The organism is Vibrio sp. 1562 (assembly GCF_033340155.1).
Taxonomy (GTDB): domain Bacteria; phylum Pseudomonadota; class Gammaproteobacteria; order Enterobacterales; family Vibrionaceae; genus Vibrio; species Vibrio alginolyticus.
In genome coordinates, this window is record NZ_JAWOVY010000004.1 from 164,400 (window position 1) to 187,538 (window position 23,139).

Sequence of the window (23,139 nt, forward strand, 5' to 3'; positions counted from 1 at the left end):
TCCGGTTAAAACTTCGCCACGCAAACTTTAACAATAAAAGGACATGATGAGTGGGAGCCAAGTATGATTCCTGATTAATGGACTAGAATAAGCATCAATAGTCTGATTTGTCTCAATGTTTTCTCCGCAGGTGGTTTGGGGTAGACTGACCGAAAATATCTAATAAGTGACGTTATGCAAAATCTTAAAAAAATCGGCGCCATTGGTGGTGCTATCTCATTAGCACTGTGTTGGCCATTGGCTGTCGGACAAATTGGTCAGTCCATCATTGAAGATGGTATTACCAATATGAATGATGAAATGATTAAAGGCGAAGTGGTCGAGTATCAGCGTGGCTATTTGTCTTCAGTCGTGCTGACTCGTTATTCAGTTGTTGATCCTGAGCTTAAAACGCAGTTAGAGCGTGATGGTATGCCAACGACGTTTGACGTAACCAGTGATGTTAGCCACGGTCTAACAAGCCTAACAGCAGATTCAAAATTGGTGGACAATGACTTTTTGCCTCTCACGATGCATAGCCAGACTCAACTAAATGGCAATACAGCATTTATCCTCGACCTAGACAGTTGGCATTATCGTAACGAAGCGCAAGGTGTTTCTGTTTCTACAAGCCCTGCAAAAGTAACAGGTGATGTGACGGTATTGGGTGATCTCAATTACCAAGTTTCCGTTCCTTCTGTTCAAGTGGATTTTGAAAACGGTGAAGAGCTTCATCTGAATGCATTGACAGGGCAAGGTAAAGGAAAGCAAGCAAAAGGCTATTGGCTGGGTGAGCAATCTTTTTCTCTAGAGAAGCTGGATGTGGTTGATGCGAACTTGACGCCTGTCTTTTTGATTGAAAATGCGAGCTACCGTGGTAACACTACGATGAGTGAGTCTGGTGATAAGCTGAACAGTCAATTAAACCTAGATGCTAAGAAACTACGTTTAACTGATGGGACGGATGTCGATAACTTTAAGTTGGATTTCTCAATTGCAGATGTGGATAGCCAGTCTTTTGATCAAATTATGTCTATCTATCAAAGCTCTCCTATGTTAGATGAGCAGGAAATTGCGAATTTATTGCCGCATGTCGATACGCTGTTTAGCAAAGGTTTTGATTTATCCGTGAACGAGCTTTCACTCGCGTTCGGTGACGGCAAGTTCCACAATGAGTGGCAACTATCCATCCCTGAAGGTACTGAGCATATTACTCAAGATCCAATGAAGTTGGTGACGGCCACTACTGGTGAACTTAGCACTTACTTCTCTGATGAATTAGTAACGCATTACCCATTTATTCAAGAAGGGATTGATGAGCTCCTTATTATGGAGTTGATCGAAAAAGTAGAGGGCGGTTATCAATTAAAAGCAGAAATTGGTGAAGGCAAATTGAAGTTCGAAAATGGGCATGAGTTCCCATTGGTGGCTCTACTTATGCCTGCTTTGATGCAACAACAGTAATTCGTGTTGTTGCGAATTTGTTCCAATTCAACGCTTAGTCTTTAAAAAGAGGTCGTAAGACCTCTTTTCTTGTTTTTATCACTGCGAAAACGTGATATTAATTTCGTAATATTTACATAGCAGGAGCAATGAGCATCATGGAACAAAATACGGACAACGTATTTAACTTCAGTGCAGGGCCAGCAGGTCTGCCTAAAGCAGTTATGCAGCAAGCACAAAAGGAACTAATCGATTGGCAAGGTCTTGGCACTTCGGTCATGGAAATCAGCCACCGAAGCAAAGAGTTCATCAAAGTTGCAGAAGAAGCCGAGCAGGATTTACGTGATCTTCTGAATATTCCGGACAACTATAAAGTGCTGTTCTGCCAAGGTGGTGCTCGTGCTCAGTTTGCTGCTGTTCCTCTAAACTTACTTGGTGATGCCGATACGGCAACTTACATCGATGGTGGTTATTGGGCTGAAAGCGCGGTAGCTGAAGCGAAAAAATACTGCGAACCAGACGTGTTTGATGCAAAAACAGAAATCAACGGGAAAGTCGCGGTTCTACCTGCAAGTGAATGGAAAATTGCTCCAGAAGCGGCTTACGTTCACTTCTGTCCAAATGAGACCATTGATGGTATTGAGATTAACGATCTTCCTATCACCGACAAACCGATTGTTGCTGACATGTCTTCGACAATTCTTTCTCGTGAGATCGATGTGTCTAAATACGGTGTGATTTACGCGGGCGCTCAGAAAAATATTGGTCCTTCCGGCATTGCTATTGCTATCGTGCGCGATGATTTATTAGGTATGGCGAAGCAGGTTCTACCAAGTATCTTGGATTACACTGTTTTGGCAGAAAAAGAATCAATGTTCAACACGCCACCAACCTTTGCATGGTACCTGTCTGGTCTTGTTTTCAAATGGCTGAAGGGACAGGGCGGAGTAAAAGCGATTGAGCAAGTGAACCGCGCTAAAGCCGCGCTACTGTATGATTACATCGATCAGTCTGATTTCTACCGTAATGGCGTGCACTCAGCGAACCGTTCTTTGATGAACGTTCCATTTCAACTTGCTAAGCCTGAACTGGATGCAACCTTCCTTGAGTTAGCAGACTCTAAAGGGCTGAAAGCGCTAAAAGGTCACCGAGCAGTTGGTGGTATGCGAGCATCCATTTATAACGCAATGCCGCTAGAAGGCGTTCAAGCGTTAGTAGACTTCATGCAAGAGTTTGAGAAAAACTACGCGTAAGCTCAAACTGATAGTTGTTCTCCAAAGCGTCGCTATTGCGGCGCTTTTGTTTATCTCAACTCACATCATTCCAGGAAGGTAAAATGACCAAGGCAAATATTGAAGCGCTGACTAAGCAGTTCCCACTCTTGGCTGCACTTATTGATCTTGAAGAGGTTTGTTGGTTCAACCCCCATATCACTTCCTTGGAGGAAGGCTTATCTCATGTCGGGTTAGATGAAAAAGATATTCAAGCGGCGAGTGAACGGCTAACACGATTTGCGCCTTATTTGATGAAAGCGTTTCCCGAAACGGAAACGTCGCGTGGCGTTATTGAGTCCGCAGTGGTGGATATTCCCAATATGAAAGTGCGTTTGGAGCAGCAATACGACACACCAATATTGGGCCATTTAATGCTCAAAAAAGACAGTCATTTGCCAATTTCTGGTTCGATCAAAGCGAGAGGTGGTATTTATGAAGTGCTCACTCATGCAGAAAAGTTGGCGTTTGAAGCCGGCTTGCTCTGTGAAAGCGATGATTACAGCAAATTGTTCAGCAATGAGTTTCGGCAGTTTTTTAAGCAGTACAGTATTGCAGTTGGCTCAACCGGCAATCTTGGTATGTCCATCGGTATCATGAGTGCGAAGCTGGGTTTTTCAGTTTCAGTCCACATGTCTGCGGATGCGCGGGAATGGAAGAAAAATAAGCTCCGGTCACATGGTGTTAATGTCGTAGAGCACCAAGAAGATTATGGTATTGCTGTCGCGCAAGGTCGTAAAGAGGCAGAAAAAGATCCCAACTGTTTCTTTATCGATGATGAAAACTCACGGACGCTGTTTCTAGGTTACTCTGTTGCGGGTGAGCGTCTTAAGCAGCAATTTGATGACTTGGGAATCGTTGTTGATGAGCATCATCCATTGTTTGTTTATCTTCCTTGTGGTGTTGGCGGCGGGCCTGGTGGCGTGGCATTTGGCTTGAAGGTAGCGTTTGGCGAGCATGTCCATTGTATTTTCGCGGAGCCAACGCACTCCCCGTGCATGCTGTTGGGCGTACATACAGGCTTGCATGACGATATTTCGGTACAAGATTTGGGTATCGATAACATCACCGCCGCTGATGGCTTGGCAGTCGGGCGTGCCTCGGGATTTGTCGGAAGAGCGATGGAAAGGCTACTTGATGGTTTTTACACCATTGATGACGCTCGTATGTATCACCACTTGGGTGAGTTAAGTGAACTGGAAGGTATTAATCTAGAGCCTTCTGCATTAGCCGGTATGATTGGGGCAGTGCACGTCTCGAATAACCATGCTTATCAGTCTCAAATGAAATTTGACGAAGAAAAACTCAAAAACGCAACACATCTTGTTTGGGCAACTGGTGGGGGCATGGTTCCGGAAGATGAAATGGCGGCTTATCTCAAAAAATCTGGTCGGTAAATCAGCACTGTATACGTGCTTAATTAGGTAACTAATTAATACAGGAATAACAAAAGGGCTCATCGTTTGATGAGCCCTTCTCGTCACTGAAAATCGAATTATAGAGATTGTAATAGCTGGTAGTAACGACCTTTTTGAGCGAGTAGCGTTGGATGGTCGCCTTGTTCGATGATCTCACCTTGTTCCATCAAACAGATGCTATCCATACTTTCTAACTCTATCAGTCGGTGTGTAATGAATACTACTGTCTTATTAGCAAAGTGTTCATTGAAAAGCGCCATCACTTTTTGTTCCGTACGCTTATCGAGGCCTTCAGTCGGTTCATCTAAGAGTAGGATTGGGGCATCACGTAGCAATGCTCGAGCAATGCCGATTCGACGTTTCTCACCGCCAGATAACTGACGACCGCCGTCGCCTAACCAAGCGTCTAACCCCGGCTCTTCAAGAAGTCCGCCAAGCTCGACTTTTTGTAAAATAGTAGACAGTTGCTCATCACTTGCATCCGGAGCGGCCATGAGTAAGTTGTCACGTAGTGTCCCGTTTAGTACATCTACGCGTTGACTGATCACAGTCATTGCTGATCGCAGGTCCGACTCGCTCCAATCTTGCAGTTTTGTACCACCGATTCGAACTTCACCTTGGTTAACATCCCAGTAGCGGCAAAGAAGCTGAATCAGTGTTGATTTACCTGAACCTGTTTGACCTACAATTGCAGTTTTAGTGCCCAACGGTAGTGAGAGTGACAAGTCTTTCAGCACCTTTTGCTGACCGTCAGGGTAAGTAAAATCTATGTTGTCGAATTCAATGTCTAACGTTGTGTCTTTATGTTTCGACTGCTCAGGGAAGACAACGTCAGGTTCAGCCAAAATTACTTCATTTAAACGACGAGCAGAGGTCAACGTTTGACCGAGATACTGGAATGCGCCCGCGATAGGCATCAGAATCTCAAAGCTCGCCATGGTTGCAAACGCAAACAGCGCAATCCAAGGATCAGGAGCACGACCACCTACGCCGTCTGCAGCAAACCAAAGCATCACAACCAGTGTAATGCCGTTCACCAGCATAAGCAGGCCTGAAGCCATGCCCGTTAAATTCGCGTTCACAAATTGGTTAGACAGCAACTGCTTCTGCTTCTCTAGAATGAGATTACGATAACGTTCTTCTGCTCCAAAGATACTCAGTTCACTGTAGCCTTGAAGCCAGTCCAGTGTCGCCACTCGCAATTGCGCTTTATGATGAGTGAGATTCTCGCCATTATTTTTACCCAGTTTATAGAACAGCACTGGCCATACAAACAGCATGACGGTAAGAATCGAGCCAAGCAGTAGGGCGAGATGCCAATCAAAGAACGCCAGGACAGCCGTTAAACTCAATATGCCAAAAATACCAATCACGACAGGGCTGATAAGTCGAAGGTATACGTGATCCATCGCGTCTACGTCCGCTACTAGGCGGTTGAGCAGATCGGCATCACGCATCGTAGAAACACGACCCGGAATCAGTGGTGCAAGTTTCTTAAAGAAGAAGATACGTAGATCGGTAAGCAGCTTGAACGTTGCATTGTGGCTAACGACACGTTCTCCCCATCGACCTGCGGTTCGAGCCATTGCAGCGCCGCGTACCCCGGCACCTGGTAACATGTAGTTGAAGGTCTCACGAGCAACCGTCAAGCCTGCCACCGCTGCGGCTGAAATAAACCAACCTGATAGCGTTAATAAGCCAATAGACGCCGCTAAGGTCAGAAATGCCAGTAGCATACCTAGCGAAAGACCAAACCAGTGTTTTTTATAGAGTTTTAGATAAGGGAGTAAATCACGCATCTAAGTTCCCCTTGTCTGTTTCACGTTGTGCGAGGTTCGCTTCCAACATGTCTTTAAATAAGCCATCTTCTGTCGACAGTGTGGCGTAATCACCACGTTGAACAATCTGGCCGTCCTGCATAACAAGAATTTGCGATACGTTTTGTAAAGGCGCAAGTTGGTGAGTAATCATCAAATTCGTTGTGGCATGCGCATACTTGTTAATGCCTTCCATCACGAGTTTTTCACTGCGAGCATCTAAGCTTGCGGTTGGTTCATCTAATAACCAAAAACGACCATTTTGTAGCATGGCGCGAGCCAGTGCTAAACGCTGCGCTTGGCCGACAGATAAACCACCAGAACGATCAGATATCGGATAATCCAACCCATGCATTTCAACAAATTCAGCAGCGTGAGAGTCATTCAACACAGAATGTACGTCTGCATCCTGAATATTGTGCTTACCTAGTGTGATGTTATCTCGAATGCTACCGTGTAATAGCATCGGGTTTTGACCAATCCAGCTTACTGCCTCTCGCCATGTGGCTAGATCCAGTTGCGACAATTCGCAGCCATTAATTTTTAAGCTACCTTGATAAGGCATGAAACCGAGGATTGTGTTTACCAAACTTGTTTTACCTGCGCCACTTGGTCCAACTAAAGCCGTACTTTTGTTGGCTTCAAGAGAGAAGGATAGGGGACCTGCGAGCTGCTTACCTTCCGGACTAAAAATGGTTAACTGGTCCGCTTCAATATGGATAGGGCTGTTTTTATCTAACGCTTGGGTACCATCTTTGATTTGATCGACTTCCAAATCCAGAAACTCGACAATGCTTTCTGCTGCGCCAACCGCTTGCTGTTTTGCATGATAGAACGTGCCCAAATCGCGTAATGGCTGATAAAACTCTGGAGCAAGAATCAGAATGAACAAACCAGCAAAGAGCGTAACACCTGTGCCGTAGTAGCCGAAGTCCAGCTCCCCGATATAACTAAAGCCAAAGTAGACAGCGGTAATTGCGATAGAAATGGAAGTGAAAAACTCTAACACCGCAGAAGACAGAAACGCGATTTTCAGAACGTCCATGGTACGAGTACGAAAGACTTCTGAAGCACCCTTTAGCGTCTCAGTTTCAGATTTTGTTCTATCGAATAAGCGAATGGTTGTCATTGCTTGCAAGCGGTCATAAAAGTGACCCGACAAACGCTGCATCGCTTTAAAGTTTTTACGGTTTGCTTCTGCGGCTTTCATCCCAACCAGTGCCATGAAAATAGGCACCAGTGGTGCAGTGACCAGGAAGATCAAGCCTGCTGCCCAGTTTACTGGGAATACGACAACCAAAATGATGAAAGGCACTAGTACCGATAATGACATTTGAGGCAAGTAGCGTGAGAAGAAATCTTGCATATCTTCTACCTGCTCTAAGATGAGCGTTGCCCAACTGCCAGCAGGTTTGCCTTTGATGTAAGCTGGCCCAAGTTTATGAACTTTATCTAAAATGAGTTGGCGAATATAAACTCGAATTTGCTCCCCGCAACGGTAACCGGCAAGCTCTCGACCCCAGGTACAAGCAGCTCGACCGATAACCGTGCCACCGAGCCCAACAAAATGCCAAATGAGGTCGGCTTTGTCGACTTGGTCAATGATTAACTGGTGCAGAATGGAGGCGAGCAGGGCTGCTTGAGCCAATAAAAACACGCTTGAAAGTACGCCTAGGCCTATCGCAATCATAAGCCAGCGCTTGGCTAACTTACTTTGTTGCTTCAGCCACTTATTCAAGCTGCTTTGCTTTTTCTTATCCATCGTGAAGGCTTAATGATAATTGTTTTAATGAGGCGGTAGTATACAAAAGAAAACCCAGCGGGAATACCGCTGGGCTTTAAGGATATGACACAAATGTGAAAAGTTATTTGTCACCAAGTGAGTCTAAGAAACGTTCAGCATCTAATGCAGCCATACAACCTGTACCTGCAGAGGTGATCGCTTGACGGTAGTTGTGGTCCATTACGTCGCCAGCTGCAAATACACCTTCGATACTAGTTTGTGTTGCGTTGCCTTCAAGACCTGATTGAACGATGATGTAGCCATCTTTCATGTCTACTTGGCCTTCAAAGATTTGTGTGTTTGGCTGGTGGCCAATTGCGATGAATGCACCCATTACATCGATATCTTCTGTCGCACCGCTGTTCACGTCTTTAATGCGGACGCCCGTTACGCCCATATCGTCTCCCAGTACTTCATCGAGAGTGCGATCGGTATGAAGAACGATATTACCGCTTTCAACTTTATCCATCAGACGTTTCACAAGGATCTTCTCTGCGCGGAATGAATCGCGGCGGTGGATCAGGTGAACTTCTGACGCAATGTTAGATAGGTATAGCGCTTCTTCAACAGCCGTGTTACCACCGCCCACAACTGCAACTTTCTGATTACGGTAGAAGAAACCGTCACAGGTTGCACAAGCAGAAACGCCGCGACCTTTAAATGCTTCTTCAGACTCAAGGCCAAGGTATTTTGCTGATGCGCCGGTAGATATGATTAAGGCATCACAAGTGTACTCACCTGAGTCGCCTTTTAAACGAAATGGGCGTTGTGATAGCTCTACTTCATTGATGTGATCAAATACGATTTCAGTTTCGAAACGCTCGGCGTGTTCTTTCATGCGATCCATCAATGCTGGACCTGTCAGTCCCTCAGCATCGCCTGGCCAGTTTTCAACTTCAGTTGTGGTGGTTAGCTGACCACCTTGTTGCATTCCCGTCACAAGCACAGGGTTTAAGTTTGCACGCGCTGCGTAGACGGCAGCTGTGTATCCTGCAGGACCAGAACCAAGAATTAATAATTTACAGTGTTTTACGTCGCTCATTATGGCTCCAAAAAGGGCGTAACATTTCCCTCGATTGTATGGAAATTCTTAGTGCTTTAAAAGCATAAACAACGATTGTGATCGAATAATTGGTTATAGATTAGAACCCACTAAATATTGATAGAGAACGTTGACTTCTAGCATAAAATTCTATTCGTAGTAGAGAAGTCTAGTTTCAAATATTGTCAAAGCGTAAAGCTGAAACATGACTCTGTTTTTGTGGTTTAACTTGGTTTGTTATGTTGTTTTTGTCGTTTTGTTGAAGCTATCAACGTTAAAAGCTGGTAATTGCAGAATATTTGCGTAACCTAGTGTGTAAATTAAATGTTAATTAATGTGCCTCATTAAAGGAGCAAATGATGTTACATTCACGTGAGAATACTCTACATTTAACACAGCTCAGCATGGCAGCAATTGAGCAGCTTTCCCCATCGTTTGAAGAACTGCCTCGTACCGAACATGCAGATGGTCAGTATCGACTACGACGTTATTCTGTGGTTGGTTTTGATAACGGCAAAGTCATCGACTTAAATAAAAATAGCTTTGTTCAATCCTCTGATATCAACCGATTTCAAGGTGATGTTGTAAGACAATTCGAGCCAATTGAGAAGGATATTCTTACCAGCGATGGCTTTCGAGAAATGTGTGAATTGTTTGTCAATGCGAATCATCTGCCAAACGGTCAAGAAATAGAAATTCACCAAATCCGTATCAGGGCACTGGAAGAAGAAACCCAAGTAGCACCTGAAGGTGTGCACCAAGACGGTTTTGATCACATTGCAATGGTTGGTGTGGGACGCCATAACATCATCGGTGGCGACATCATGCTGTACAGCAGCCATAACCAAGCCCCATTTTTCCGTAAAGTGCTAGAAACCGGAGAGGTCGCAATCTTGGCTGATAGCAAGCTGTGGCATAACGCGTGCCCAATCCGCTCTGTTATTGATGACGAAGCGGGCCATATGGATGTATTTGTACTCACTGCTACGGATAAGCGTAATGAACTTCAATCTTAATCAGATCAGAGAGCAATTTCCGGCGTTGGCTCAATACCACAACGACAAGCCCGTGACGTTTTTTGATGGTCCAGGTGGCTCACAAGTGCCTCAATCAGTACTAGACAGCATGGTAGGGTATTTAGGTCGTTTCAACGCTAACTTAGGCGGGCATTATTTTTCTAGCCAAGTGACCGTTGACGTAATGCAAAATGCGCGTGAGTCGGCTCAGGTTCTACTTAATGCCCCTTCATCTGGCAATATTGTCTTCGGTGCCAATATGACCTCACTAACCTTTCAGCTTAGTCGCGCGATTAGTCGAGATTGGCAAGCAGGAGATGAGATCATTGTTTCCGCTTTGGATCACTATTCAAATGTATCCAGCTGGCAGCAAGCGGCAGAAGATAAAGGCGTTACGGTTCATCAAGTTCGTATCAACGAAGAAGATTGTACGCTGGATATGGAGCATTTAAGCCGCCTTCTTTCTGATAAAACGCGCCTTGTCGCTGTGACTTATGCATCGAACACGACGGGCTCTATTGTGGATGTACAGCAAGTAGTCAGCATGGCGCACAATGTTGGGGCACAAGTTTATGTGGATGCCGTCCATTATGCGCCTCATCATTTGGTTGATGTTCAAGCGTTAGGTTGTGACTTTTTAGCTTGCTCAGCTTACAAGTTTTTCGGACCACACGTTGGTATTGCTTACATAGCCGATCAGTGGCTCCACAGTATTCGCCCTTACAAAGTCGAGCCTGCCACTAATATAGGCCCTGGTCGATTTGAAACAGGAACGCAAAGTTTTGAAGGTCTTGCTGGTGTCGTTTCTGCGGTTGAGTATCTGGCTCAATTTGGTGAAGTCGGTTTACCTCTTCGCCAACGATTGGAGCAAAGCTACCAACTGTATGAACAACATGAGCAGCGCTTGAGTGAGCGTTTCTTGCAGCGTTTGAATGCATTAGATGGTGTCAATCTATTCGGTATCGCAAAGGAAGATAGCCAACTCCGCACGCCAACTTTTGCGCTAACGTTTGACCGATATTCTCCAGAGTTCATCGCGAAAACACTGGGTGAACATAACATTTGTGTATGGAATGGTCACTTTTATGCGTTGGGCTTAGTTCGTCAACTTGGTTTAGAAGAATCGGGTGGTGTAGTGCGAATTGGTTGTATGCATTACAACACAATAGAAGAAGTCGATATGTTATTCGATGTGCTAGAAAGCATCCTTGACGCATAACTAACGATTTCTTCCTAATAGAAAAACAAAAGCTCGAGTCAAACTCGAGCTTTTTTCATTTTTATTTGAATCAACGCGTTCTGCAAGCGATTACTCACTAACTTCAACTTCATAGGAAGTGAATTTTCTTACATTAATAACGCCGGTATCAAAGATGAGGTATTGACCTTTGATGCCTTGCAAAGTGCCAGTAACAACCGGGTTTTTATCGAAGTTATGCGAAGTGATCTTCGTTGGGTGCTGTTGTACCGGGTAGCTAAGGTCGGTAATGCTTTCGTTTAATACTTCAATGGCATCTTCGCCGAATTGCTGTTTTATCTCGGCAATTTTCTCTTCGACTAAAGGCAATAGCTCAGCAAAACGGTCCTGCAATGCCATAGGTTCACCGTCACCTTTTAGCAGTGTGCGCCAATTGGTCTTGTCTGCGATATGTTTCGCCAGTTCAACTTCAATTAAACCGGAGATATGGCGAGTTTTTACTTTAAAAATTGGCAAGCCCTGAGTCGCGCCTTGGTCAATCCAACGAGTCGGGATTTGAGTATGACGAGTAATACCAACTTTTAAGCTGGATGTGTTGGACAGGTAGACAAAGTGATCCACCATGCAATTCTCTTCACCCCATTGTGGTTCGCGACAAGTCCCTTGATCGTAGTGGCAGGTCTCTGGCTTCATGATACACATGTCGCAGCTTGCTAGCTTTTTCATGCATACAAAACAGTGGCCTTGCGAATAACTCTTTTTCGTTTTCTTTCCACATGAGCAACAAAAAATATTGCCAGTGTGAGTCAGTGTGAGCGTTTTACCCAGAAACGGAGTTAAGTCGATCTCTTCCTCACCGACAGGAAGACGGTAGTTGACGGCACCGTCCAGAGAAGCACGCATTTTGTTTAGCGTGCCAGTTGCAATTAATGACATGACATTACTCATTATTGTGTTTTTGCACAGTATATACTGAAGTGGAGAAGAGATGCAGGGTTGACAGGAGCTTTAAAGTAAATGTCTTGCACTAAATTATTATGCATCGTGTTTTATTTTCTAAAAGTTATGGCTGTGAAATGCTTCGCAAATAGAAGTTGGGCTGCATTTTTTAGAAATTTTAAAACGTGATAACGGTTCAAAATCCGTTACTATGTGTCGAAACTAAGAATTGAATGAAAAAGTGATTTTATTTCTTGACAAATCACCTTTATTTCATTTTTTGAAATTATTGAACCTCACGTATTGTATATAATCTCAGCAGGTCACTTGCCCATGAAGTGGATCCATAACTTTATCTTTGCTCTTTCTATTTGCACTATCAGTTTGGTTGCCCTTTATAGTGTGCTTGGCGATACGCGAAAGCTGACCATTACACCTGAGCATTTCAATATCTATGCAACTAAAGATGTCAGTGAAGGAGGTGCGAGTGAGGCAGATATCACATACGATCGGCAAAGCCTAGTTCTTAGCTGTGAACTAAAGCAGAGCTCGTATGCTTGGCCTTATTGCGGAATCTCGGTTTATACCGATTCAGCAACGCCAACACAGGGTATTGACCTTTCCAACTACCATACGATTCGATTGAAGGTGCGATATGAAGAGGCAGGAATAGGGGCTAACCCTAGCCACGACCTACGTTTGTATCTTCGCAATTATAATTCTGAGTATTCCAAGCCGGACGACGAGTACACCATTAAATATAATGGCATGCAGTTTTCTCCGTCGGGTTCGAGCGATATTGTCGAAATTCCGATTAAAAATCTTCAGGTGATGACCTGGTGGTTAGCAGATAACGGAGTCGCGATTGAACACTCTGCACCTGAATTTTCAAACATCACACGTATTGATATTGCAACTGGGTCTGGTGCGGCACTTGGTAAACATAGAATTGTGATTGATAAAATTGAGTTTGAAGGCGCTTACCTTGCGCAAGAAACATTGTTGTATGCATTATTAATCTCTTGGATGGCGCTTGGACTGGCTTTTTCTCTGCATGAGTTACGAAAAAATAGAGTGGCTTATGAAAAAGCGCAAAAGCGTCACCGTCATTTGGAAAAGGTGAATAATACTTTGCGAGCTCAAAACTATGAGTTTGCAGAGTTAGCGCATCGAGATGCTTTGACGGGCGCGATGAACCGATATGCTGTGCAACACTGGCTGGAACAACAATCTCGTCAGGTTCGCTGGGGGCATAACACCTTCAGTATTCTCTATTTGGACTTGGATAAGTTTAAAAAGGTGAACGACAAATTTGGGCACCAAATGGGGGATGACATATTGCGCGAATTTGTCATGGTGGTAGCGACTTCTATTTACTCAGACGATCGACTCGTTCGTTGGGGCGGCGAAGAGTTTGTCGTATTTTGCCCTGATACCAATATTGAACAAGCGTTAGAGAAGGCAGAAATGATTCGCAAAAATGTGGAGGATCATTTGTGGGTGCACGGTGAATCATTAACTTGCAGTATTGGCGTTGCCCAAATGCAGAATGAACGCGTCTCAGAAACCATGGCGAGAGCTGACGAAGTGTTGTATCAGGCGAAGCGCAATGGTCGCAACCGAGTGGAAGCTCATTATGGTTTACTTGCTTGCGAAAAGAAGCAAGCCTGATAGCCGTTCACTAAAAGGAAAGAAAAAAGGTGGCCAACTGGCCACCAAGAGGGAAACTGCTGAACACCACTTAGGGGGGAAGTTTGGGTTATCGATACGATTACCGTGAGCAGCAGTGTAGTGCTAATCGAACTTGCTATTTTTACCAGAACAACCAAGCGAAAAGCGTTAGTGCAGCAATACAGGCAATGTTTAATACGAAACCAATTCGCATCATTTCTTTTTGCTTGATATGACCCGTACCGAACACAATCGCGTTTGGAGGTGTTGCAACAGGTAACATAAATGCACAAGATGCAGCGACGGCAATCAGTGCAGAGAGAATAACCGGAGACATGCCTAAGGCTTCTGCAATGGTCGCAAATACAGGGACAAGTAGCGCAGCACTGGCGGTGTTACTCGCAAACTCAGTTAAGAAGACAACAAAAGCAACCACTGCAAGAATCGTTAAGAGAATACCGGCTTGCTCAAGGAAGCCTGACAAGCTATGAGCTAAAAATACGCTTGTTCCGGTTGCTTTTAGGACGTTACTCAGACAGATACCACCACCAAATAGGATTAACACACCCCAGTCGGTTGTTTTCTCAATATCTTTCCACTCGACGGCGCGAGAAGCACCAAGTAGAAGGATGGCGCCAATAGCTACAAGAGTATCGAACTTCGCGAAGCCACCCAGCATAGCGTTAATAGGCTTACTGAATATCCACAACGTCACGGTCAGTAAGAAAATCGCCAACGTAATCATTTTGCCGTTTGTCCATTCGACTGGTTGATGGTCAAGGTCAAACTTGTGGCTAAGGTCAGGCTTAGTCATCGTGTACAATACGAGGATAGCGATTGGCATTAATACTAGGGAAATAGGTACACCAAACTTCATCCATTCAGTGAAGCTAAGGCCAACTTCAGCTGCTGCAATTGCGTTTGGTGGGCTACCAACCAGTGTTGCAATACCACCAATTGAAGCACTGTAAGCGATACCGAGTAGAACAAACAAAAAGGTGTTGTGGTTTTTCTTAGCGTCTAGCTTTGTCATCACACCCAGCACAAGCGGTAACATCATCGCGGCGGTGGCGGTGTTTGAAATCCACATTGACAGGCCAGCACTCACACCAAATAGCATGAATACAGCGACAGACATTTTTCCTCTTGCCAGCAATAGTACTTTATCTGCAATAGCTTGATCTAACTTTTGTTTATGTAGAGCCGCAGCTAGTGCAAAACCACCCAAAAATAGAAAAATGATGGAGTTGGAAAAGTTATTCAGTGCGGCTTGAGTGTTGAACACACCCAAAAATACCGCAAGTAGTGGTATGAGCAGCGCAGTAATGCTGACGTGAATCGCTTCGGTTAGCCACAAAATAGCAACAAAAACTAAGATGCTCAGGCCGGTTACTACTTGTGGCTCAAAGGGTAAGGTATTAAACAAGATAATGAACAATAGGATATTCGCGTTCAAAATCATGCTGTTGCGAGTGAAGAACCAATTCTTCAATGTCACAGCGAGTGCGGTCATGGGTAGTGCTCCTTTTGCATTGCCTTTTGTCGGTTTTTTTATGGCAAAGTAACTGACTTGTAGTTATTTATTGATGAAATGTTACTTTGAATGCGAAAAAGAGTTTTGCCTGAATCGTAGAGCAAATTAGAAAGTGTGATGTTGAGAATTGGAAATGGGTAGAAAACTACCCATTTGTTTTATAGAAATGTTACTAGGCTTGTGAGCCACGTTATTCCTCTATTCGACGGGGACTTGAAGAGGCTCGTTAGCTGCTTTATTTGGCTCTTTTACTGCGACGATAGGTTCTTGAGGGCCAAGAAACTTAGGCTGCGTATTGATAATATACAGGTCTAAAAACGCTTTCACACGGGCTAGCAGTTCTCGAACACGCATCGATGTTTTTTGCTTGTTGGCCGTCGGCCCTGCTACCGCGAGACACTGCGCATCAATGCTGTAAGCATTAGCGATGAACAGTGCGCGTTCACAGTGAAAGCGCTGAGTCACAATCAGAAATCGCTCCGAAGCAAAAATTTTTTTCGCTCGTACAATCGAATCTAAGGTACGAAAGCCAGCATAATCAAGGTGAATCACTTCTTCAGGCACGCCTGCTTTAAGTAAGTCGCGTTTCATTGTCCACGGTTCGTTGTATGAACGGTGGGCGTTATCACCACTCAATAAAAACTGTTTTACTTTGCCTTGGTTGTAAAGCTCAATCGCCGCATTAATGCGATGAGTGTAGTAAGTGTTGAGGATCTTTCCGATGTATTTACTGGTACCAAGAACTACGGCAACCTCATGTTGAGGGATTTGCTCGTATTCAGTGAAAATGCTCTCTTTGGCTTGTAAAACCACCCATCGGTCGATGGCAATAACAGAAACAAGCAGACTAAGTGCAGAGATCGACAAAATCAAAGCAAATCGCTTCCAGGAAAATTTCAGCTTCCACTTTGATCTTATGCGAGAAAACAACAAAACGTTTTATATCCTTAACTAAAAATGTAGTTCTCATCATATCTGATAGAAACAAAAAGAGAGAAGCCCATTTATGCCAAAATCTGGTTAGGATGATAAAAAAATAAAAGCCCCTACATGGTAGGGGCTAATTATTAAACGAATTGTCTCAAGCTTAGAACGCAGTGCGTTTGTAGCGGCGGTAAACAGGTTGCCAGAACGACTGTTCAATCGCCACGTTCAATGCTTCATCAGTAATTTCTAATGCGACACCTTGTTCAATTGCCTTTTTACCAACGGCAAATGCGATTTTTTTCGATACTAAGTGGATCTCTTCCAGTGGTGGAAGTAGTGCCCCACGACCGTTGATTGCTAGAGGAGAACATGTTGCTAGCGCGCGGCTTGATTCCATTAGCATCTCGTCAGTGACACGTTTTGCATTGACAGCAAGTACACCAAGGCCAATGCCTGGGAAGATGTAGCTGTTGTTACATTGTGCAATAGGGTAAGTGCGACCTTCATGAACCACTGGCTCAAATGGGCTACCTGTTGCAACCAGTGCTTCACCATTTGTCCAACGAATGATGTCGTTCGGTGTCGCTTCCACGCGGCTTGTTGGGTTCGACAATGGGAAGACAATCGGACGCTTACAGTGTTTATGCATTTCTTCGATGACTTCTTGGCTAAATAGGCCAGGCGCACCAGAAACACCAATTAGTACCGTTGGCTTGGCGTTACGCATAACATCGAGTAGTGAGAAGCCATTTCCTTCATTTTCCCACTCTTTCGTATTGGTATGCTTTTGCACCAAGCGTTGTTGGAAATCAAGAAGGTTAGGCATGCCTTCTTGTAACAGACCCCAACGGTCAACCATGTAAACTTGTGAGCGAGCTTGCTCGTCAGAAATTCCTTCCGATACCATTTGTGCGATGATCGCTTCTGCGATACCACAACCAGCAGACCCTGCGCCTAGGAAGGTAATACGTTGTTTAGAAAGCTGAGTTCCTGCTGCTTTACAGGCGGCAAGTAGAGAGCCAACAGTAACAGCTGCAGTACCCTGAATATCATCATTGAAGCAACACACGCGGTCTTTGTAACGCTCTAGAAGAGGCATCGCATTTTTCTGAGCAAAGTCTTCGAACTGGATCAAAGCATCAGGCCAACGGCGCTGTACCGCTTGGATAAACTCTTCTACAAATGCATCGTATTCTGCACCCGTAATACGAGGATGACGCCAACCCATGTACATCGGATCAGCTAAGCGTTGCGGGTTATTGGTACCCACATCAAGCACGATTGGTAGCGTGTAAGCAGGGCTGATACCACCACACGCGGTATATAGTGACAGTTTACCGATAGGAATACCCATGCCGCCGATACCTTGGTCACCCAAGCCAAGGATACGTTCTCCATCTGTCACAACAATCACTTTAACGTTGTGGTTTGCTGCGTTGTTCAGCAAGTCGTCAATACGGTCACGGTTCGGGTATGAAATGAACAGACCGCGACCACGACGGTAAATGTTAGAGAAGTTTTCACATGCTGCGCCAACAGTCGGCGTGTAGATGATAGGCATCATCTCAGAAATGTGATTTTGCACTAGGCGGTAATACAATGTTTCGTTGGTGTCTTGGATATTACGCAGATAAATGTGTTTATCCATATCGCTTTCGAAACTTTTGTATTGCTGGTAGGCACGTTCCACCTGCTCTTGGATAGTTTCGGTCGACTCTGGAAGCAGACCTTCTAAGTTGAATGAACTACGTTCTTCAGCAGAGAATGCACTGCCTTTGTTCAAAAGAGGGGTTGCTAAAAGAGCCGGACCCGCATATGGAATATATAGTGGGCGTTTATCGTTGTTCATTGGGTGCCTTATGTAGGGTTGAAGGATGCGCACCAAATTTTAACGGGTTCACTATTTAGTTGTAAACATGCGTTGATGCACATCAATGTAATGTCGCAAAAAAATTCAGATACCGACGAAAATATCGGCAATATTGGTTGTTTAGAGATACCTAAAGCAGGATTTTTTTACTTGGGTATAATGTTTTGCATCATCAAATCAAATCCAATTTCTATGTTTCAACTACCTATCGACAGCCTGCAAGCCGAGTTTGACCATCATGTAAGCCTTAACCATCTTGTGGTGGAAGCCGAAACCGGGTCGGGTAAATCTACCCGCTTGCCCATGTGGGCGGCAAAACACGGACGCGTTCTGGTTATTGAACCACGTCGAATTGCTTGTACCTCGCTGGCTGAATTTCTTGCGGAGCAATCTGGAGAGCCAATAGGTCGCAAAGTCGGTTACGCGATCAAGCTTCATGCCTATTTTGATGAAAAAACCGAAGTTGTATTTGTCACTCCGGGGGTTGCACTGCATTGGTTTTCGGAAAACAAGCTAGCAGACTTTGATATCGTGATAGTGGACGAATTTCACGAGCGACGCTGGGATATTGATCTATTAACCGCCATTTTGAAGCAAGAAAATCAACATCGATTGATCGTCACTTCCGCTACCTTAGAAGGCGAAAAGCTTGCTCGTTACCTGAATGCTAAGCGTCTGCGTTCGGAGGGACGTTGCTTTCCAGTCACGGTGACACATCGTTCTACAGACAGCCGCTATTTACCGAACAAAAAGGGATATGAACAGGAAGTTGTCGGAGCGGTAAAAGAAGCACTGGAAGATGAAGATGGCGATATTCTTGTTTTTCTCCCAGGACGTAAAGAGATCGCCCAATGCGCGCAGATCCTACAAAGCAGCAGTGATGTCATGGTGGTTAAACTTCATGCCTCGGTCAGTGATGAAGAACGACATCGTGCGCTGACGGTACAAAAGCAACGGAAAGTCGTATTGGCAACCAACGTCGCGGAAACCTCTCTGACCATTCCTAATATCCGTGTGGTAATCGATAGTGGTTTAGAGCGCAGAACTGTACAACGAAATGGACGTACAGCACTGACATTAACCAACATTTCTAAGGCCAGTGCCGCGCAGCGAATGGGGCGAGCAGGTCGCGTTACCGAAGGGGCTTGTATTCGTCTATATGGTGAGCACGCGCCTTTAGAGTTGGTGACACCTCCAGAATTACACAGAGAAGAGCTCGTCGAGCCCATGCTGGCAGCGGCTTGTTGTGGGTACCGTCTCTCAACACTCGATTTTCTCGACTCAATTCCCCCAAAGTCGCTAGAGGCATCTCATTCGACGTTGTTATCTATGGAAGCGATTGATGAGGATGGCAATGTCACGCAGCACGGTAGAAAAGTATACCCACTACCTATTGATGCACTGTTTGCCGATCTCGTTACCAGAATTCAAGCGAAGCCAGAGAAGGAAGCAATGATTGATTTGGCTGCCGCCTTATCTGTGACTGCGCAGCTCTATCAGCGACAAAGTGGTGAAGTCGCTGAGCTTCTGTCTCAAGAGGAACCATACGGGTGTGATGCCTCTTTGCTTATCCGTTTGGTTCGAGGGGAGCGACTTCCGGGCATTGTCATTGATGCCAGCGCACTCGAAGAGGCACAAGGTTTAGCGAAACAAATGCGAGAAGTATTTGAATTGCCGGAACTTGACGTTGCCTCTCGATATAAACGTGAAGCGCTCTTTTTCTCCATCGCCTCATTGCACCCTGAGCTTGTGTTTGTCCGACGAGCTCGTCGAAGGGATGCTCTAGGAAATGGCGTAGTCGAGATGCTGGTTGGGCGTAACAGCCGCTTTCCTGACAAAGAAGAAGCGGCAATCGTGCTAGATAGCCATAGCGTGCCAGGACGAGGCGTTAAGCAAACACTGAACCTCGCATCGGTTATGATGCCTATCCCGCTGACATTATTACGCGAACTTGAATTTGGGGAGTGGCAACAAGGTGAGACGAATTATGAAGAGGAGACCCCAAGAGCAACAATGCACCTGGTCTACGCCGGGCGAACAATCTGTACTGAACATCAAGCGTTAAAAGGTGATGTTGCTGTTCAGTCTATTGTCGAAATGATAGAAGACGAGACACTGTTACCAGGTTTTGCTTCTCAAAGAAAACAGCAAATCCAACACTGGAAACTCTACAACGCATTGGGCCTTAATGCCGAAGGAGAAGAGGTTAACGACTTGGCCTCCTTGACATTTTCTAGCTGGTTAAAGGATCAGTTGGAAACATTAGGCGTTGAAAACACCGATGATATGGCGTTGTTTGAACCAGAAGACTTAAAATTTAACGGTGTTCCAGAATGGGAATACGACGATTTCACGGAGCAGTACCCTTTAGAACTTTCGCTGCCAGAACTCCAACTAGATGTCGAGTATTACGCGTCTCGTAAGCTGGTACAGGTCGTTTATCGAGAGGGAAACCGTAAGGGAGACCCGAAGCGTTGGGAGCTGCCACGTTGGGCTGGTTGGAAGATACAGTATAAAAAGGCCAGTCGAGTGATTGATGTAAAGTAGGTCGGGGGATGACGTTGTGACAAGAATTGATATTTTCTTGGTGAATCTATAATGATTTCATATTGATATCGTTACTTACGTGTTGTTTTTAGTTTCTTAATTGAAATATTAATCAATTGAATGCTTATATATGGCGAAGCTGTACATCAGTTGTTACAAAGCTGGTTTTAATATTTCCTTTTGTATGTAAATTAGGGCATAAAAGACGAATGTTTTATATCCCATTGCTATATCAAAACAGTTGAACGATATTTGGTATATCTCATTTTCGAGTGTCGGGGGCATAGAATGGATCAACAAGGAAAGACGTGCATTGAATTCGACTACACTAGCTTTTTAGGGGCGACAGGTAGTAAAAAATGGACCTTCTTAGAGGCATTTGCCACCATCGCGCCTATTTTCGGTTTGATGTGGAAACAGAACATTGCGGAATTGAGCAAGCCTGAAGATCGGTTGTGGGATGCCGCATTAAAATCGATGTCTTCTCGTAAAAGTGATGAATCCAATTTGGTCCGCTTAACCCAGTTAGCTAAACATGAAGGGATCAATGAATTGCGAGTCGTTATGCCATATTCGCTCGATGTTCAGCAAATCGAGTACATAGAATCTCGCAGTCAGTTGAAGGTGGATACGTCAGAACAAGATGTTCTTAACATCAAGTTTTAGGCTGAGTATTTCCACTTCATCGATGTACTACTTAACAATAGTGCAATGAAAAGCGACCTCAAAGTAGGTCGCTTTTTTATTTTGAGGTTTTTGTCACAGGTCTTGGAAGTGTGATGAATATAGAGTATTTGCACTTAAATTAACAAAAATGTAACGTTTGGAAATGCAATTGTCATAACTAGCTTCTAACTTTGTGTTTTTAGGACAAATTACCGACTAAGTGGTTGGTACTGTAAGTTCGAATTAACGTCCCTTATTGGCACACAAGGATGATTGAGTCACCACGTCATTTGGGCATAAAAACAAACACAATAAGAAAGGAAGTCAATATGTCTTTGTCTCGTCGAGACTTTATGAAAGCTGCCTCTTCAACGGCGATTGTTACCGGGCTGGTGGGTTGTGGTAGCGATGCTAGTGAATCTGTTGCGGTTACCTTTGAGCACGGGGTGGCGAGTGGAGATCCTACTCAAACACAAGTAATCATTTGGACTCGAGTTACGACCTCAGCAAGCTACGCAGATGTAAGCTGGCAAGTTTCTTCTAATGAAAATTTTACTGATATCGTACAAAGTGGCACTTTCGCTATAGATACGAGCCGAGATTTTACGGTAAAAGTTGATGTTCAAAACCTCAACGCAAATTCTCACTATTACTATCGATTCATGGTTGGAGATGTCACTAGCGAAGTCGGGCAAACTCAAACATTACCAGAGGGTGGTGTAGAAAAGGCATCCATGGCCGTTGTTTCTTGTGCAAACTATCCTGCTGGTTATTTCCATGTGTATCGAGAGATCTTAAATCAACATGAGCAAGAACCGTTTGATGTGGTACTTCATCTCGGTGATTACATTTATGAGTATGGGGCTGGTGGCTACGCTAGTGAAGATGCTGAGGCACTAGTGCGAGAGCCAAGCAAAGGCACTGAATGCATTACCTTAGATGATTACCGAAAACGGTATGCGCAATATCGCCAAGATGCTGATCTGCAAGCGTTACATGCGAGCCTACCAATGATTGCAGTCTGGGATGACCATGAGCTTGCAAATGATAGTTGGAAAAATGGTGCGGAAAACCATCAAGAAGAGGAAGGCAGCTTTAATGATCGTCGTGCAGCTGCGGCTGCCGCGTGGACAGAATGGTTGCCCGTTCGTGAAAACACTTTCTCAAACATGCTGATTTACCGTCAGTTTTCGTTTGGAAGTTTAGTCAATTTGATGATGCTCGACACGCGACTTGTGGGGCGTGATAAACCGTTGGATTATTTCTCGCTCAGCTCACCAACGATGGAAGCGATTGGCGGTTTAGTTGCTCAGTCGCGCAGTCAAGACCGAGAGCTGTTAGGCGGTGACCAACTCGCTTGGCTGATGGATGCGTTCAGTACGCACGACGCAACTTGGAATGTGCTAGGGCAACAAGTGTTAATGTCTCGTATGGAGTTGCCAAGTTCGGTTATGACCGCGATGTTTCAATTGTTTACTGCCACTGAAGAACAAAAAACAGAGGCGTTATTAGCGGTAAACTCTGCGATTACGGGTTATCTCTCTGACCCAAGTTTAGATACCATTGCTTTGCCATATAACCTAGATGCATGGGATGGTTACTACGTTGAGCGAGAGAACGTTTATCAACTGGCCAAAGCCAGCAGTGGTAACTTTGTCTGTTTGGCAGGAGATACGCACAACGCATGGGCAAGTGAGCTTAAAGACGTATCTAAGCATCCTATCGGGGTAGAGTTTGCGACTAGCTCTGTGAGTTCCCCTGGGTTAGAGGCCTACCTCGCGTTAGACCCTGTTGCGATCGCTCAAATGGAATACACGCTGCCGCACTTAGTGTCAGAATTACAGTGGGCAGACATCAAACAGCGTGGCTTTATGCGCGTTACTTTTACGCCCGACAAGGCAGAGTCGACCTGGTATTTCGTATCAACGATTAAAGACAAAACATATCAGGTGACGACCAAGTCAGCCTCTACAACAGATGGCACTACGTTAAATATCGGCTAAACTGAGCCTAATACG

Annotated in this window: 16 protein-coding genes; 9 read left to right on the forward strand and 7 right to left on the reverse strand. The window is 44.8% G+C overall.

Annotation, left to right across the window (positions count from 1 at the left end; genetic code table 11):
• Positions 1-174 precede the first annotated feature (174 nt).
• The 3 genes from R7Z49_RS05935 to R7Z49_RS05945 all read left to right on the forward strand — a co-directional run bounded on the left by R7Z49_RS05935 (position 175) and on the right by R7Z49_RS05945 (position 4,090).
• On the forward strand, positions 175-1,443 hold the full coding sequence (locus R7Z49_RS05935; protein WP_005389614.1) for a DUF945 family protein: 1,269 nt from the start codon (positions 175-177) through the stop codon (positions 1,441-1,443).
• A 137-nt stretch (positions 1,444-1,580) separates the two neighbouring features.
• Positions 1,581-2,675, forward strand: a complete 1,095-nt coding sequence (gene serC, locus R7Z49_RS05940) for a 3-phosphoserine/phosphohydroxythreonine transaminase (protein ID WP_054574045.1) — start codon at positions 1,581-1,583, stop codon at positions 2,673-2,675.
• Positions 2,676-2,758: 83 nt separating this feature from the next.
• Positions 2,759-4,090, forward strand: coding sequence for a D-serine ammonia-lyase (locus tag R7Z49_RS05945; RefSeq protein ID WP_115385877.1), 1,332 nt, complete (start codon positions 2,759-2,761; stop codon positions 4,088-4,090).
• 98 nt (positions 4,091-4,188) lie between these two features.
• Here the strand turns inward: R7Z49_RS05945 and cydC are convergent, their stop codons facing one another.
• From cydC to trxB, 3 genes are all read right to left on the reverse strand, one after another.
• Positions 4,189-5,910 carry a heme ABC transporter ATP-binding protein/permease CydC gene (cydC, locus tag R7Z49_RS05950; RefSeq protein ID WP_054574046.1) on the reverse strand — a complete coding sequence of 574 codons (1,722 nt, stop codon included), beginning with the start codon at positions 5,908-5,910 and terminating at the stop codon, positions 4,189-4,191.
• Positions 5,903-7,690, reverse strand: a complete 1,788-nt coding sequence (cydD, locus tag R7Z49_RS05955) for a heme ABC transporter permease/ATP-binding protein CydD (RefSeq protein WP_005377993.1) — start codon at positions 7,688-7,690, stop codon at positions 5,903-5,905. Before cydD ends, cydC begins: the two co-directional genes overlap by 8 nt.
• 103 nt (positions 7,691-7,793) lie before the next feature.
• Entirely contained in the window at positions 7,794-8,753 is a 960-nt protein-coding gene (gene trxB, locus R7Z49_RS05960) for a thioredoxin-disulfide reductase (RefSeq protein WP_005377991.1), read from the reverse strand.
• Positions 8,754-9,112: 359 nt separating this feature from the next.
• On the opposite strand from trxB, the gene R7Z49_RS05965 reads away from it, so the two are divergent.
• Both R7Z49_RS05965 and R7Z49_RS05970 read left to right on the forward strand, forming a co-directional pair.
• A complete protein-coding gene (locus R7Z49_RS05965) occupies positions 9,113-9,769 on the forward strand; it encodes a 2OG-Fe dioxygenase family protein (RefSeq protein ID WP_005377989.1) in 657 nt (218 codons plus the stop codon).
• Positions 9,753-10,988 (forward strand): cysteine desulfurase-like protein, encoded by a 1,236-nt coding sequence (locus R7Z49_RS05970; RefSeq protein ID WP_054576433.1) that lies wholly within the window; start codon positions 9,753-9,755, stop codon positions 10,986-10,988. The genes R7Z49_RS05965 and R7Z49_RS05970 overlap by 17 nt, the downstream gene beginning before the upstream one ends.
• 90 nt (positions 10,989-11,078) lie before the next feature.
• Here R7Z49_RS05970 and R7Z49_RS05975 read toward each other — a convergent pair whose 3' ends face one another.
• Positions 11,079-11,903 (reverse strand): DUF2797 domain-containing protein, encoded by an 825-nt coding sequence (locus R7Z49_RS05975; RefSeq protein WP_005377984.1) that lies wholly within the window; start codon positions 11,901-11,903, stop codon positions 11,079-11,081.
• A gap of 336 nt (positions 11,904-12,239) precedes the next feature.
• Between R7Z49_RS05975 and R7Z49_RS05980 the strand changes: the two genes are divergently transcribed.
• Complete coding sequence (locus tag R7Z49_RS05980; RefSeq protein ID WP_047100723.1) at positions 12,240-13,577, forward strand: GGDEF domain-containing protein; 1,338 nt, start codon at positions 12,240-12,242, stop codon at positions 13,575-13,577.
• Between the two features lie 142 nt (positions 13,578-13,719).
• Here the strand turns inward: R7Z49_RS05980 and R7Z49_RS05985 are convergent, their stop codons facing one another.
• From R7Z49_RS05985 to R7Z49_RS05995, 3 genes are all read right to left on the reverse strand, one after another.
• The gene (locus tag R7Z49_RS05985) at positions 13,720-15,090 is read right to left on the reverse strand and encodes an SLC13 family permease (RefSeq protein WP_017634863.1); all 1,371 of its coding nucleotides are present in this window, start codon (positions 15,088-15,090) and stop codon (positions 13,720-13,722) included.
• A 219-nt stretch (positions 15,091-15,309) separates the two neighbouring features.
• A complete protein-coding gene (locus tag R7Z49_RS05990; RefSeq protein ID WP_047100722.1) occupies positions 15,310-16,044 on the reverse strand; it encodes a vancomycin high temperature exclusion protein in 735 nt (244 codons plus the stop codon).
• A 154-nt stretch (positions 16,045-16,198) separates the two neighbouring features.
• Entirely contained in the window at positions 16,199-17,887 is a 1,689-nt protein-coding gene (locus R7Z49_RS05995; RefSeq protein WP_005377977.1) for an NAD-dependent malic enzyme, read from the reverse strand.
• Between the two features lie 213 nt (positions 17,888-18,100).
• On the opposite strand from R7Z49_RS05995, the gene R7Z49_RS06000 reads away from it, so the two are divergent.
• From R7Z49_RS06000 to R7Z49_RS06010, 3 genes are all read left to right on the forward strand, one after another.
• On the forward strand, positions 18,101-20,455 hold the full coding sequence (locus R7Z49_RS06000; RefSeq protein WP_318111477.1) for a helicase-related protein: 2,355 nt from the start codon (positions 18,101-18,103) through the stop codon (positions 20,453-20,455).
• Positions 20,456-20,743: 288 nt separating this feature from the next.
• On the forward strand, positions 20,744-21,121 hold the full coding sequence (locus R7Z49_RS06005; RefSeq protein ID WP_005377965.1) for a hypothetical protein: 378 nt from the start codon (positions 20,744-20,746) through the stop codon (positions 21,119-21,121).
• Between the two features lie 329 nt (positions 21,122-21,450).
• Positions 21,451-23,124: an alkaline phosphatase D family protein gene (locus tag R7Z49_RS06010; protein WP_318111450.1), complete on the forward strand. Its 1,674-nt coding sequence runs from the start codon at positions 21,451-21,453 to the stop codon at positions 23,122-23,124.
• The last annotated feature ends 15 nt before the right edge of the window (positions 23,125-23,139 follow it).

Bases quoted from the DNA above. Each gene is read 5' to 3' on its own strand.
- R7Z49_RS05975 (WP_005377984.1), bottom strand. From the start codon at position 11,903: ATGTCATTAATTGCAACTGGCACGCTAAACAAAATGCGTGCTTCTCTG.
- R7Z49_RS06000 (WP_318111477.1), top strand. From the start codon at position 18,101: ATGTTTCAACTACCTATCGACAGCCTGCAAGCCGAGTTTGACCATCAT.
- trxB (WP_005377991.1), bottom strand. From the start codon at position 8,753: ATGAGCGACGTAAAACACTGTAAATTATTAATTCTTGGTTCTGGTCCT.
- R7Z49_RS05945 (WP_115385877.1), top strand. From the start codon at position 2,759: ATGACCAAGGCAAATATTGAAGCGCTGACTAAGCAGTTCCCACTCTTG.
- serC (WP_054574045.1), top strand. From the start codon at position 1,581: ATGGAACAAAATACGGACAACGTATTTAACTTCAGTGCAGGGCCAGCA.
- R7Z49_RS05970 (WP_054576433.1), top strand. From the start codon at position 9,753: ATGAACTTCAATCTTAATCAGATCAGAGAGCAATTTCCGGCGTTGGCT.
- cydD (WP_005377993.1), bottom strand. From the start codon at position 7,690: ATGGATAAGAAAAAGCAAAGCAGCTTGAATAAGTGGCTGAAGCAACAA.
- R7Z49_RS05965 (WP_005377989.1), top strand. From the start codon at position 9,113: ATGTTACATTCACGTGAGAATACTCTACATTTAACACAGCTCAGCATG.
- R7Z49_RS05980 (WP_047100723.1), top strand. From the start codon at position 12,240: ATGAAGTGGATCCATAACTTTATCTTTGCTCTTTCTATTTGCACTATC.
- R7Z49_RS06005 (WP_005377965.1), top strand. From the start codon at position 20,744: ATGGATCAACAAGGAAAGACGTGCATTGAATTCGACTACACTAGCTTT.
- R7Z49_RS05985 (WP_017634863.1), bottom strand. From the start codon at position 15,090: ATGACCGCACTCGCTGTGACATTGAAGAATTGGTTCTTCACTCGCAAC.
- R7Z49_RS05995 (WP_005377977.1), bottom strand. From the start codon at position 17,887: ATGAACAACGATAAACGCCCACTATATATTCCATATGCGGGTCCGGCT.
- cydC (WP_054574046.1), bottom strand. From the start codon at position 5,910: ATGCGTGATTTACTCCCTTATCTAAAACTCTATAAAAAACACTGGTTT.
- R7Z49_RS05935 (WP_005389614.1), top strand. From the start codon at position 175: ATGCAAAATCTTAAAAAAATCGGCGCCATTGGTGGTGCTATCTCATTA.
- R7Z49_RS06010 (WP_318111450.1), top strand. From the start codon at position 21,451: ATGTCTTTGTCTCGTCGAGACTTTATGAAAGCTGCCTCTTCAACGGCG.